Annotated in this window: 11 protein-coding genes; 8 read left to right on the plus strand and 3 right to left on the minus strand. The window is 42.5% G+C overall.

The genetic code is table 11. The features are described from left to right. Nucleotides 1-168: 168 nt before the first annotated feature. Nucleotides 169-852, minus strand: coding sequence for a TIGR04219 family outer membrane beta-barrel protein (locus FTV28_RS10365; RefSeq protein ID WP_179990355.1), 684 nt, complete (start codon nucleotides 850-852; stop codon nucleotides 169-171). Nucleotides 853-1,024: 172 nt separating this feature from the next. On the opposite strand from FTV28_RS10365, the gene FTV28_RS10370 reads away from it, so the two are divergent. The 3 genes from FTV28_RS10370 to FTV28_RS10380 all read left to right on the plus strand — a co-directional run bounded on the left by FTV28_RS10370 (nucleotide 1,025) and on the right by FTV28_RS10380 (nucleotide 4,629). After that, nucleotides 1,025-2,467 (plus strand): aldehyde dehydrogenase family protein, encoded by a 1,443-nt coding sequence (locus FTV28_RS10370; RefSeq protein ID WP_179990358.1) that lies wholly within the window; start codon nucleotides 1,025-1,027, stop codon nucleotides 2,465-2,467. 565 nt (nucleotides 2,468-3,032) lie between these two features. Continuing rightward, nucleotides 3,033-4,517: a sodium-dependent transporter gene (locus FTV28_RS10375; protein ID WP_179990360.1), complete on the plus strand. Its 1,485-nt coding sequence runs from the start codon at nucleotides 3,033-3,035 to the stop codon at nucleotides 4,515-4,517. A gap of 1 nt (nucleotide 4,518) precedes the next feature. Then, nucleotides 4,519-4,629, plus strand: coding sequence for a methionine/alanine import family NSS transporter small subunit (locus FTV28_RS10380; RefSeq protein WP_004970370.1), 111 nt, complete (start codon nucleotides 4,519-4,521; stop codon nucleotides 4,627-4,629). A gap of 302 nt (nucleotides 4,630-4,931) precedes the next feature. Here FTV28_RS10380 and rsmB read toward each other — a convergent pair whose 3' ends face one another. Then, on the minus strand, nucleotides 4,932-6,239 hold the full coding sequence (gene rsmB / locus FTV28_RS10385) for a 16S rRNA (cytosine(967)-C(5))-methyltransferase RsmB (protein ID WP_179990361.1): 1,308 nt from the start codon (nucleotides 6,237-6,239) through the stop codon (nucleotides 4,932-4,934). Further along, nucleotides 6,236-7,198 carry a methionyl-tRNA formyltransferase gene (fmt, locus tag FTV28_RS10390; RefSeq protein WP_179990363.1) on the minus strand — a complete coding sequence of 321 codons (963 nt, stop codon included), beginning with the start codon at nucleotides 7,196-7,198 and terminating at the stop codon, nucleotides 6,236-6,238. Before fmt ends, rsmB begins: the two co-directional genes overlap by 4 nt. Nucleotides 7,199-7,573: 375 nt before the next feature. Between fmt and ilvD (FTV28_RS10395) the strand changes: the two genes are divergently transcribed. The 5 genes from ilvD (FTV28_RS10395) (at nucleotide 7,574) to FTV28_RS10415 (ending at nucleotide 13,514) form a co-directional block, all read left to right on the plus strand. Then, nucleotides 7,574-9,403 (plus strand): dihydroxy-acid dehydratase, encoded by a 1,830-nt coding sequence (gene ilvD / locus FTV28_RS10395; RefSeq protein WP_019837334.1) that lies wholly within the window; start codon nucleotides 7,574-7,576, stop codon nucleotides 9,401-9,403. A 213-nt stretch (nucleotides 9,404-9,616) separates the two neighbouring features. Next, the gene (gene ilvD, locus FTV28_RS10400) at nucleotides 9,617-11,302 is read left to right on the plus strand and encodes a dihydroxy-acid dehydratase (RefSeq protein ID WP_004970362.1); all 1,686 of its coding nucleotides are present in this window, start codon (nucleotides 9,617-9,619) and stop codon (nucleotides 11,300-11,302) included. A gap of 118 nt (nucleotides 11,303-11,420) precedes the next feature. Further along, the gene (locus FTV28_RS10405; protein WP_179990365.1) at nucleotides 11,421-12,740 is read left to right on the plus strand and encodes a hypothetical protein; all 1,320 of its coding nucleotides are present in this window, start codon (nucleotides 11,421-11,423) and stop codon (nucleotides 12,738-12,740) included. Continuing rightward, nucleotides 12,730-13,017, plus strand: coding sequence for a chorismate mutase (locus FTV28_RS10410; RefSeq protein ID WP_004970358.1), 288 nt, complete (start codon nucleotides 12,730-12,732; stop codon nucleotides 13,015-13,017). The genes FTV28_RS10405 and FTV28_RS10410 overlap by 11 nt, the downstream gene beginning before the upstream one ends. 317 nt (nucleotides 13,018-13,334) lie before the next feature. After that, nucleotides 13,335-13,514: a hypothetical protein gene (locus tag FTV28_RS10415; RefSeq protein WP_004970356.1), complete on the plus strand. Its 180-nt coding sequence runs from the start codon at nucleotides 13,335-13,337 to the stop codon at nucleotides 13,512-13,514. Nucleotides 13,515-13,744 lie beyond the last annotated feature (230 nt).

The following is a 13,744-nucleotide window of genomic DNA, read 5'->3' on the forward strand; positions in this document are numbered from 1 at the left end:
TCAACAATACAAAAAATTTCTGTAAAATCGTACATGGTAGTTAGAGCCTTTGGGTTGTGTCGTAACTTTCTAAATGGCTCTAACTACCTTTTTTTCAAGGGCTTTTCTTATCCGTAATTCGGGTTAAACATAATTTAAGGGTTTTAAATTTATTTAAATATCAAATATTTAGAAATGTGCTTCTAAGCCTAAATATGGGCCTTTAAACTCTAATTGAGTTTCCTGATTGGAATCTTGATTGAGCTTAATATCTAAAATGCGATAACCTGCTTTTAAACCAACATCGACTAAAATGGCATCTATAAAGTTATATTTAATTTCTGCCTGAGCATCACGAACTTCATTGTCGCTATTTTTGGCATAGTTAGCTTCAGCTTTGGCACTTAAACCTGTAAATGGTAATTTGACCGCTGCTTCTGCATACAGCATAGGTAAAGTTTCACTGACGTCTTGTGTCGAAAACAAATTCGATCTTAAGTCGCCTTCAAGTACTTTGGCACCAAATCCAACATCTGCGGCAACAATGTTATCTAAAATTTCATAATATAAAATGAAGTCTGAGTAATCTAAATCTAGTTGATTGATTTTTACACCAGCAGCGCTTTGCTCGCTTTCGGCCTGCAAATTGGCATGCTTAATTTTGGCATTGGGTAAAAAAGGAACAGGATGTTCTACTGCCAGAGTAAAGGGTAAGGCAAAATCGTTATCTAAGTTTGGTGATAACTGAGCCTGATTCCAGTCTGCGCTATATTTCCAATAATCTACACTGGCTTTTACCCCAATAATATCGGCATGAACCGCTGAACAACCAATTAAACTGCATGCTAAAGCAAAACGTTGTAATGTAAGCATATAAACCCTAGTATTTTTCATCATCATTTGGGATGAATGGTTTAGTGTTGTGATGTTCTCGTGACAAAAAATCATGTGAAATATTGTCCAACTTAGCGCATCATACATTTTCTTGAATCAAAATTCTTGTAAAAATATAGCCTAATTCGCGCCAAAAATAGAGGATTTCAGTATGCAAAATACCCATCCACCTGTCGATTACCCGCTCTATCTTGCCAATAAAGCCGTAGAAACAGGGCAATGGTTAGCCGTTCAGCATAAATATTCTCAAAAAGTATATGCGCGTGTTGCACTTGCCGATGAAAAAAGTATTGAAAAGGCCATTCGTGCAGCCGTAAAAGCAGAAGCTGAAATGGCAAAATTACAGCCCTTTCAAAAACAAAAAATTCTGTTGCATTGTGTGCAGCGTTTTCAAAACATGCGTGAAGAATTGGTCGAAATTTTAATTGCCGAAGGTGGAAAACCACGTTTGGCTGCGATGGCAGAAGTCGAGCGTTTAATTAATACCTTCCAAATTGCGGCAGATGCGGTGTCACAACTAGATGAAGGGCGTATTTTGCCGTTGGCAGTGACGGCTGCTGCTGCGAATTATCAAGGGATGGTTAAGCATGTACCCATTGGTACCGTGTCTTTGATTAGTCCTTTTAATTTTCCGTTGAATTTAACTGCACATAAAATTGCACCTGCGATTGCCGCAGGTTGTCCTTTTGTATTAAAACCTGCCAGTGCCACGCCTATTTCAGCATTGAAAATTGCAGAAGTGTTGGCAGAAACAGATTTACCTAAAGGTGCGTTTTCGGTATTGCCTTGTGAGCGTGAACAAGCTGATGTTTTAGTGACAGATGACCGCTTTAAACTGCTCAGTTTTACTGGTTCAGATGTGGTGGGTTGGGATATGAAAGCCCGCGCAGGACGCAAAAAAGTAACGCTAGAGTTGGGCGGCAATGCAGCAGTGATGATTGAACCCGATACTGAATTGAATGATGCATTGATTCATCGCTTAATTGGTGGTGCGTATAATCATGCTGGGCAGGTGTGTATTAGTGTGCAACGTATTTTGGTGCATGCTGACGTATATGCCGAACTGAAAAAGAAACTTGTGAGCCAGCTCAAGAAAATTAAAGCGGCAGATCCTGATTTAGACAGCACTTTGGTCGGGCCAATGATTAAGGAAGCTGAAGCGCAGCGCTTGAAAAAGTGGATTGATAAAGCGGTGAAAAAAGGCGCAAAAATATTGGCAGGTGGCGAGCTGAAAGGTGTGATGTTTGAACCGACTTTATTGGAACAGGTCGATCCAAACTTGGAAGTTTATAAAGATGAAGTTTTTGGCCCTGTTGCCATTTTGGAAAAATATTCATCTTTTGAACAAGGAATTACACATATTAACCAAAGCCGTTTTGGTTTACAGGCGGGTATTTATACACAAAGCTTGGAAAAAATGCTGTATGCATGGGATCAGTTACAAGTTGGTGGGGTGATTATTAATGATATTCCATCGTTCCGTGTGGACAATATGCCTTATGGTGGCGTGAAAGATTCGGGTTTAGGGCGTGAAGGGATTCAATCTGCTATTCGGGATATGCAGGAAGAGCGTTTATTGGTAATTAAGCGTTAAGTATCTGATCTAATGATGCATCGTTATAAATAAAGAGAAAGGATGAGTTAACTCTGAATTTTGAGATGATTGATTACAGCGCTGTGGTTTGGTGAATAATAAGCTACAGCGCTGCTATAATAGATGAAAAGTAAAACAACTCAAATAGCACCAACATTACATTCCAAATAGTTATATGACTTATAACCAAAAAATCAAGTCAAAATGGAGTGGAATTTGAACGTTTGATTAAAAAAATGCATACAAAAAGCATCTTTCTAAGCAGAATTTACAGAAAAATTGTTCAAAAATGAGTATTGTTAAGCCATACAAAAGCGCAATATTGGGCAAAGACTTTAAGCAAGATTTTCCGAATATTTCGCTGTTTGACCTTTAGAATTTGATGCTCAAAAGGTGTGACTCTAAAGCAAACACCCAGATTTTCATTTTTTGCAGGATATTTTTTGCGTGCGCTAAAGTACCGTTATATAAAGTAAATTTAAGCTAATGAAAAAGCAAGTTATTTATATAAAAGGTCAGAATTAAAAAACAAGCAGCAAAAAATAGCCTGAAGTTTAGGTGTTCTATGACAGATTCTCGTGAGAGTTGGTCCGCGCGATCAGGCTTTATTATCGCAGCCATTGGTTCTGCGGTCGGGTTGGGCAATATTTGGCGTTTCCCTTATGTTGCCTATGAAAATGGCGGCGGCGCATTTTTAATCCCTTATTTAATTGCGATCTTTGCCGCAGGTTTGCCATTGCTGTTTTTGGACTATGCAGTCGGACATAAATACCGTAAAGCACCACCAACCGCTTATAAAAAGCTCATGAACAGTGAAGCATTGGGCTGGTGGCAGGTGATGGTGACTTTACTGATTGGTATTTACTATGCCAGCGTATTGTCTTGGGCAGGTAGTTATATGTTCTATTCCATTGGTCAGCAATGGGGAACAGACACTGAAAAATTCTTTTTCACAAGCTACTTACAAAATGGTGAAGGCTTAGCCTTTGGTTTTGTACCTACTTTATTTATTGGCTTGGTCATCGTATGGACGGTGGTGATGTTCATTTTATACGGCGGGGTGAAAAAAGGGGTTGAGCTGTCAAATAAAATCTTTATGCCACTTTTGGTGATTTTATTCTCTATTCTTGTGGTTCAAGCGTTACGTTTACCGGGTGCAGTCGATGGCTTAAATGCTTTCTTTACGCCTAACTGGGAAGCGATGGCGAACTATAAAGTATGGTTAGCTGCCTTTGGTCATATCTTCTTCTCACTTTCAGTGGGTTTCGGGATTATGTTGACCTACTCATCTTACCTAAAACGTAAAACCAACTTGACTGGTTCAGGCTTGGTGGTTGCACTTGCAAACTCATCTTTTGAAATTTTAGCGGGTATTGGTATTTTTGCTGCGCTTGGTTTCATGGCGTACAGCGCAGGTTCATCGGTAGATGAAGTGGTTTCTGGCGGTATTGGTTTAGCCTTTATTGCATTCCCGAAAATCATTTCAAGCTTGGGTGCAGGTGGCGATTTATTTGGTTTCTTATTCTTCGCTTCATTGACGGTTGCAGGGGTGACCTCAATGGTGAGTATTCTGCAAGTGCCCATTGCTGCGTTCCAAGACAAGCTGGGTTGGTCGCGTAAGCGTGCAGTAACCATTATTGCGGGTGGTTCAGCTATTGTTTCAACCATTTTATTCTCTACCCACAGCGCGATTACTTTTGTCGACATCATTGACTACTTTGCCAACAACATTGGTATTGTTGGTGGTGGTTTATTGTCGATCATTTTGGTGACTTGGTTCCGTCGTCCATTGCTCAAAGAGTTACAGCAACACGTTAACCAATACTCAAGCATTAAATTGGGTTGGGGCTGGAATTTCCTGTTAACCATCGTGACGCCGCTTTCATTGCTCGTGGCTTTAGGTTTAACCCTTAAATCTATTTTTGCAGAAGGCTATGGTGGTTATCCATTACACATTTTACTCACCGTGGGTGGTGGTACCGTGGTGCTCTTTATTATTGGCGCGGTATTGCTTAGCCGCTTAAAAGATCACGACGCAGCGGAGAAATAAGATGAATACATCTGCATTGGTGATGTTGATTATTTCAACAGTGGTACTTTGGGGTGGTTTGGTTTTGGCGATGATTCACCTGATCAAAAACCCAGATGAACTTGAAGACTAAGCATTTTACTGAACGAGTGCAATGTTGTAAGGCATTGCACAGCCTGAGCAAAAACAAGCACTGCTTTGTTTGCAGCGCAAGGCGCAGCGAAGGACAAGCATATTTTTTGCTGCTATTGCGTTATGTGCCAGTCATTTAGAATGACTAAATTTCCTGTCCCATGCCTTATATCAGCTAAAAAATATGCGTCGTCGCAAACATAGACGAAGTGTCAACAGACCCTAAATTAACCCTTGATTGATTCAAGGGTTATTTTTTTGGAAAGGCTATTAAATGAGAAGAATCGTTAAAACAGAAACAGCTTAGGCGGTTTTTTCAATACGACAATAATAAAAACCATCCCCGCGTCCTTGTTGCGGCAATAATTGGCGTCCATACAGTTGTGGAATGCCCCAATCTGCCTCAATTTTGACTTCTTTGGCATTTTGATGTTCGGCAAAGAATTGCTGCATTTGCTGTTCATTTTCGGCTTTTAAAACCGAGCAGGTAATGTAAAGCAAGGTGCCACCAACTTTGAGTTGCTGCCACATCTGCTGCAAAATCTGTTGCTGTAATGCCACCGTTTGCTGAATATCGCTAGATTGACGCAGCAAACGAATATCTGGATGGCGACGCAAGACTCCAATTGCAGAACACGGTGCATCCAATACAATACAGTCCACTGCTTCACTGGCATTCCATGTGGTTGCATCGGCAGCCAAAATTTCAACTTGCGCTTCTTGATTCAGTTGCAGACGTTCTAGGTTTTCGCTGACACGTAACAGACGTTTGGCATCCTGATCTAAGGCAATCAATTTTTTAGGCTGAAATTTTTCGAGCAGATGCGCTGTTTTACCGCCGGGTGCTGCGCAGGCATCGACCACGACTTTGCCATCTAAATTTGGCAAGAGCGTTGCACACAGTTGGGCATGTTCATCCTGAACGGAAAATACGCCTTCATCAAAACCAGGTAAGTCAGGAATGTGCACATTTTGCAGCATCACAATACCGACTTCAGACACGGTGCAAGCTTCTGCAGCAATCTCTTGTTCCTGCAAAATTTCTAAATAGTCATCGCGGCTGATTTGGCGTGTATTGACTCTTAAAGTCAGAGGCGCGGTTTGCTTTAAAGTTTGCGTCAGTTGTTCTTGTTGTTCAGGCCAATCTTTTTTCAGACGTTTATACAACCAACTTGGCAAACCATGTGCCTGCGCCAAAGCCTTTTGAAATTCCGATGTTTCACGTGAAACACGACGCAGAATTGCATTCACCACACCGCTGAGTGCTTGATAGCCCAATTGTTTGGCTGCAGTTACGGTTTCAGAAATTGCGGCATGACTGGCTACACGAGTACAAAGCACTTGATATAAGCCGACATATAAACAGGTTTCAACAGTTTCATTGTTGAGTGGTTTCACCAACAGCGGCAAAGTAATGCTTTTTAGGGCATACCATTGACGCAAAGTGCCCAAAACCAGTTCATGAAACAAGGCGCGGTCACGTTCTGCGACTTTACTTAAATGTGCAGGTAAAACGCTCGCCAATGATTGCCCTTGTTGTACAGCCAATAGCGTACGGATGACTTGGGCACGCAAGTTCAAATGTGAGTTGCCTGATTCAGAATGGCTCATGCGAGAACTTGTCCTGTTTGAAGTTTTTGAGTTTGAATGATTTGCACAGGATTCAGCGGTTTAGCGCCTGGCCATTGCAACGAGCTTAAGCATACCGCTTGTTGATCGCCACAAGCGACGTGTACGCCTTGTTTGTCCAGTTTTAAAATTGTGCCTGCAGCTTTGCCTTGTGCAGATTCATCCGATAATGCTGAACCCCAAACGCGCAAGTTTTGTGTTTCATCTAAAGGGATAAACGCCACCGGCCACGGGTTAAAGGCACGGATATTACGGTCAATTTCGGCTGCAGTTTGTGACCAGTCAATTTGTGCTTCGGCTTTGGTCAATTTGTGTGCATAGACCGTCAAGGCTTCATCTTGCACTTCACGCGCAGCCAAATAGTCTTGCAATTTTTGCTCTGAAGCCAGTACTTCAACAATTGCTTTGGCACCTTGCTGCGCCAGTTTGTCATGTAAAGTGGCAGAGGTGTCTGTGGCAGTAATTGGGCATAGGGTTTTATACATCATATCGCCCGTATCTAAGCCTGCAGCCATTTTCATAATGGTGATGCCTGTTTCGGTATCACCTGTGGCAATCGCGCGCTGAATCGGCGCTGCACCACGCCAACGTGGCAATAACGAACCGTGAATATTCAAGCAGCCATATTTAGGAGTATCTAAAACCACTTGCGGCAAGATTAAACCATAGGCCGCAACCACCATCACATCGGCATTCAGGGCAGCCAATTCTTGTTGGGCCGCTAAACCTTCTTCAGTAGATGATTTAAAATGCAAAGGTTGATAGACAGGAAGATCGTGTTGCAGTGCCAATTGTTTAACCGCTGAAGCAGTGAGTTTTTGCCCACGTCCCGCTTTACGGTCAGGCTGAGTGTAGACCGCGACAATGTCATGTTCAGTGTTCAGGAGTGCTGCCAAAGCACTTGCAGCGAATTCAGGCGTACCCGCAAAAACGATTTTCAATGGAAATCAACCCATGTAAATAGATAACGCAGCAATTATAACAAATTGCAGCTCAAAGGTCGGAAAGGGATGTAACAAATCCCCTCTGCGGCTGTTCTGTGCTATAAATTATTATGATAAAAATTAGTAATGCAAAATTTAAAAATTATTCATGAAAGTTTTGTATTGCATTCAGTATGATCAACAAGGTGCTGTGGGTTCTCGTCACTTTTTATCCATCATAAAGTTGGTAAAGCAGCAGCCTTACTACCTCAAGCTGTAGTAAAATAGAAAGACTCTTAAACTATTTTGCAGTGATACAGATCTTGCAAACAGTATTATTTCGCCAGAATGAATTTCAGATTCATTTCAGCACAACCAAGTTGGAACTTTATAATGCCTGACTATCGTTCAAAAACATCGACACACGGAAGAAATATGGCGGGTGCACGCGGCTTATGGCGTGCAACGGGTATGAAAGACGAAGATTTCGGTAAGCCGATTATTGCGGTGGTCAACTCATTTACCCAATTTGTACCTGGCCATGTGCATTTAAAAGACCTCGGTCAAATGGTGGCAGAGCAAATTCAGGCGGCAGGTGGTGTTGCCAAAGAATTTAACACCATTGCTGTAGATGACGGGATTGCCATGGGTCATGACGGCATGTTGTATTCATTGCCATCGCGTGACTTGATTGCCGACTCGGTAGAATACATGGTCAGCGCACACTGCGCCGATGCAATGGTGTGTATATCCAACTGTGACAAAATCACACCAGGGATGCTGATGGCTGCCATGCGCCTGAACATTCCAGTGGTGTTTGTGTCTGGCGGCCCAATGGAAGCAGGTAAAGTCAAAATTCGTGGCAATGAACACGCGATTGACTTGATTGACGCGATGATTGTGGCGGCAGATGACAACTATACGGATGAAGAAGTTGCTGAATATGAGCGTTCTGCATGTCCAACTTGTGGTTCATGCTCAGGGATGTTCACTGCAAACTCAATGAACTGCTTAACAGAAGCTCTAGGTTTATCTTTACCGGGCAACGGTTCAATTGTAGCAACTCACGCCAACCGTAAAAAACTGTTTGATAAAGCAGGTCAGTTGATTGTGGAATTGGCCAAACGCCATTATGAACAAGACGATTACAGCGTATTGCCACGTTCAATTGCAACCAAAGCATCTTATGAAAATGCTATGACGTTGGACATTGCCATGGGCGGTTCAACCAACACCGTACTGCACTTGTTGGCGGCTGCCAATGAGGCAGGTGTGGATTTCACCATGGATGACATTGACCGTTTATCACGTAAAGTGCCTGTACTATGTAAAGTAGCGCCTGCAAAACAAGATGTTCACATGGAAGATGTACACCGTGCGGGTGGCATTATGTCTATTTTAGGCGAGCTGGATCGCGCAGGTTTATTGGACACTTCAGTAGGCACAGTTCACGAAGCGACTTTAAAAGATGCTTTGGATAAATGGGACATCATCCGTACCGAAAATGAAGACGTTTACCAGTTCTTCCGTTCTGCACCGGGCGGCGTACCCACCCAAACAGCATTCTCACAAGACCGTTACTATTCACGTTTAGATGGTGACCGTGACAATGGTGTGATTCGTAATGCAGAACACGCTTTCTCTAAAGATGGTGGTTTGGCGGTACTTTACGGCAATATTGCTTTAGATGGCTGTATTGTAAAAACTGCAGGGGTGGATGATTCCATTTTGAAATTCAACGGCACAGCACGTGTTTTTGAAAGTCAGGATGCTGCTGTAGACGCGATTTTGGGCGGTAAAATCACAGCGGGTGATGTGGTGGTGATTCGCTACGAAGGCCCACGTGGTGGCCCAGGTATGCAAGAAATGCTCTATCCAACCAGCTATTTGAAATCGAAAGGTTTAGGCAAAGAATGTGCCTTACTGACCGATGGTCGTTTCTCGGGCGGTTCTTCAGGTCTTTCAATTGGTCACGTTTCTCCAGAAGCGGCTGAAGGTGGTGCGATTGGTCTGGTTGAAGATGGTGACCGTATCGAAATTGATATTCCAAACCGCAGCATTCACTTGGCGGTAGATGACGCAACTATGGCGGCACGTCGTGAAGCGCAAGAAGCTAAAGGCTGGCATCCTGCAGAAGAACGTCCACGTAAAATTTCTAAAGCGTTGAAAGCTTATGCCATGCATACCACCAGTGCGGCAAAAGGTGCGGTACGTGAAATCTAAGCAGTACTTGGCAATTTAAGCTGCTACAAAAAAGCACTCCAAAATTGGGGTGCTTTTTTATGTGTCTGCAATGAGCGATGTCAGTATCGCAGCAAATTTGAGCGATGAAATTAGACAGGCATTTTCGTTTACATCCTGCCTGCTTTCGATACAATGAAAAATAAATTGTCATGATGAATACGTCATTTCACCCATCTTGCTAAGGAATCAGCCATGAGTAAACAGAATATCCGCGAACATTCAGCCGAAGTCTATGAAGGCATTGAAAATGCACCTGCACGTTCCATGATGCGTGCGGTGGGTTTTAAGGATGAAGATTTTACTCGTCCATTTATTGGAATTGCATCGACTTGGGCCAATGTCACACCGTGTAATATGCACATTGACGGCTTGGCGCGCGAAGCAGAAACAGGCGTAAATCAGGCTGGTGGTAAAGGTATTATTTTCAATACCATCACCATTTCAGACGGTATTTCTAACGGCACCGAAGGCATGAAATATTCACTGGTTTCACGTGAAATCATTGCCGACTCAATTGAAGCGGTGGTGGGTTGTCAGGCTTATGATGGTGTAATTGCCATTGGTGGCTGTGACAAAAACATGCCAGGCTGCATTATGGGACTGGCACGTTTAAACCGTCCAGGCTTGTTTGTGTATGGTGGCACCATCAAACCGGGTGCAGGACATACCGATATTATTTCGGTGTTTGAAGCCGTGGGTCAGCATGCCAAAGGTGAAATTAACGAAATTCAGGTCAAACAAATTGAAGAAGTGGCTTTGCCAGGTGCAGGCTCTTGTGGTGGCATGTACACCGCGAACTCTATGGCATCGGCCATTGAAGCATTGGGCATGAGTTTACCAGGGTCTTCGGCACAAGAAGCTGTTTCTCAAGATAAAATGGATGACTGCCAACGTGCAGGCGAAGCGGTCATGAATCTGTTACGTCTGGATATTAAACCACGTGACATTATGACCAAATCTGCCTTTGAAAATGCCATTAAAGTGCTGATTGCTTTGGGTGGATCGACCAATGGTGTACTGCATTTAATTGCCATGGCACATTCTGCAGGGGTTGAACTGACACTAGATGATTTCGTGCGTATTGGTCAGGAAACTCCAGTGGTGGCCGATGTACGTCCATCGGGCAAGTATTTAATGTCGGAGCTGATTGCCATTGGCGGCATTCAACCATTGATGAAACGTATGTTAGATGCAGGCATGCTCGATGGTTCTTGCTTAACGGTTACAGGTAAAACTTTGGCAGAAAACTTGGCCGATGTTGCTGATTATCCTGAAGGTCAGCAAATTATTTTACCGTTTGATGCGCCAATCAAAAAAGATTCACACTTGGTGGTTTTAAAAGGCAACTTATCACCTACGGGCGCAGTGGCAAAAATTACAGGCAAAGAAGGCTTGTATTTTGAAGGCCCTGCACGCGTTTTTGAAGGTGAAATTGGCGCGATGCGCGGCATTTTAGATGGTGAAGTGCAAGAAGGTGAAGTGGTGGTGATTCGTGGTGAAGGCCCTAAAGGTGGCCCGGGTATGCCAGAAATGCTGAAACCAACTTCTGCAATTATTGGCAAAGGTTTGGGTAATTCAGTCGCGTTAATTACCGATGGACGTTTTTCGGGTGGCAGTCACGGTTTTGTGATTGGGCATGTGACCCCAGAAGCGTATGAAGGCGGGCCAATTGGTCTGGTGAAAAATGGCGATAAAATTTCGATTAATGCCGAAACCCGTGAAATGACTTGGCATGTGTCGGAAGAGGAAATGGCAGCACGTAAAGCGGCATGGGTCAAACCAAAGCCAAACTATACCCATGGTGCATTGGCGAAATTTGCTAAATTGGCATCGGGTGCAGAAAAAGGTGCAGTGACTGATCTGAATTTAGAGGTCTAATTGATCATTTTTATATGAATTGATATAAATCCTTGTGTACTATTGAAGGACGAGCGCACATGATTTGCATGTGGCTTGTCCCCAAACCACAAGGATTTTCTTTTTAGAGGCTGATCTCATGTCACTGTTACGCCGTTGGTTCGATCCGATCAGATCGAGTTGGTTTTATCAAAAACCATCTCGGCAAGCGGTGTTGCCCACGGAACACGGACTGAGTGTGTATTTACGTCTAGATGATGTATATAGCTATTTGGCGGTACAGCAGTTGCCGCAATTAGAAGATATTCTGGCCGATGAATTAAAACCTTTAACCGTGGTGATTTCGCGGCAAAGTGGCGATGCACCGAATCAAATGTCGGCTGCAGAATGGCAAAATTATTGTATTCAAGATGCACAAATTCTTGCCAAACAACACCGTTTTAGTTTTCACGATAGCCCTGAACCACCGACTGCAGAGGCCTTAATGCAGGCAGAAGCTATTTTGCGGCATACGCCGTTACGTGGTCAGGATTTCTTGTATTTACTCGAAGATGTGTTTCACATGCTGTGGCAAAAGCAGTCGGGTAAATTACGCACTTTATATGCCATGTCCAGCCGTCATCATCAAATTCAGGATTTTCCTGAACGGGTTTTTGATGATGCACCTGTATTGGCCAGTTATTTTGAGTTTGGTGGACGTAAATATCATGCGGTCGATGATTTATTGCGTTTGACACGCCGTTTAAAACAACAAAAATTACTCACCGATAATCCTATTTTCTTGATCAATCACATTGAATGGCGAGAACATTTAATTAGTGATGCCGAAGAACTTAATGAAATTCAGGCACTCGACCCTGAACTGGATTTGTATATTGCACTGGAAGACCCGATTTCTTGGTTGTTATTGGCGTATATCAAAGAAGAATTAGCTGCCTATTACAATATCCATTTGAATGTGTATCCCTTGTCTTATCATGGACGCGACTGGTTTGACTGGAGTTTGGCAACACGTTTATCTAAACGTACTGATGTTGCGTTTACGCCGTTTTGCCGCCCGACTGAGCAGGCGACTTATCAAATGGCACAACTGTATTACAGTGCGCCTGAAGAACAGCGTGTGGATGCCATGTATCGCATTTTGCAGGCGGTATGGACGAGGGGACAGGATTTATCCTTTAAAGCGCATTTTGAGCGTATGCAGCGTGAACTGGAGTTAGATCAACTGACCACAGCCGATGTGACCGAGTTGCTCAAAGAAAACGATATGCTGTGTGAAATGAAATCTCAGCCCGATTTTCCTGTGTTGGAATTGCGCATAGATGGGCAAAGCTACGTGTTTAACAGCTTATATCGGGTGTGGATGATTGAAAGTATTTTCAGTAATGTGTTAGAAGAAAAGTATAAGAGTGAAAACGAAACCGAAACTGAAAGTGTAGCCCAAGCCCATGAACAATGAAAAAGTAAACTCATTACAACAAGCACGTGACAAAATAGACCAAATTGATGTGGCTTTAATTGAACTGATTGCATCGCGTCAGTTTTATGTCGATCAGGCCATGCGCCATAAACAGACTGTGGAAGATGTACAGTCACCGCAGCGCGTGAAAGAAGTGATTGAAAAAGTCCGTACTTTGGCTGTGCAACATGCAGTCGATCCTGACATGGTCGAGCGTTTGTATCACGATATGATTCAGCATTTTATTCAGCGTGAATTAAAAGAATTCCGTCCTTAATTGATCTATCCCTAAGTTTGGGCGATGCTTCAAACGCAGCCCAAACTTTGCGTTTTTGCGGTAAAACCGCGTATTTATATGCCATCTTGGTATTCAAAGCATAATTTTTAAAAATAATTTGCTTATTTTTTCTGCAGGTGGTTTTAAGCGCAAAGCCTTGCCTGTCTTGGCTTTGCTGGGTTTTTAAAAAGTATTGGTAAAAAAAAGAATATGATTTTATTACATTTTTTAAAATTGTAAGTTTGCTTTATTTTAAAAAGTATATATATTGTATATACATCTTTTGCAAAGCAGTCTTTATTTTGGAGAGATCAGCAATGAACGAGCAAATCAAAAAAATAAAGACAGGCAAGAAAGATGGACAACTTTTAATTCGTATTAATAGTACTGAACGTGATGAATTTATTCGTTTATGTGAAGAACTTGATACTAGTGCTGCTCGTGAATTAAGAAAATTTATTCGTAGTTTTGTGAAACAACACAATGGCAACGAATAGCCTTACTAAGGAGTAATACCATGGCTAAGCAAGTTAAATCTTTGAAGCAACAAATCAAAGCACGTTTGAAAAAGATTTCAAAACATAAAGGCAAATTGAAGCAACTTAAGCAAGAGCTTAAAAAACAGAAATAAGCCAAGTAAAAGCATTATCTCTTAAAAACGGTTCATTCTAGACAGACCGTTTGAGGTAAAAAAGACCGAACAATCACTGTTGTTCGGTCTTTTTGC

Origin of the sequence: Acinetobacter sp. YH12252, assembly GCF_013417365.1 — a bacterium.
Lineage (GTDB): Bacteria > Pseudomonadota > Gammaproteobacteria > Pseudomonadales > Moraxellaceae > Acinetobacter > Acinetobacter towneri.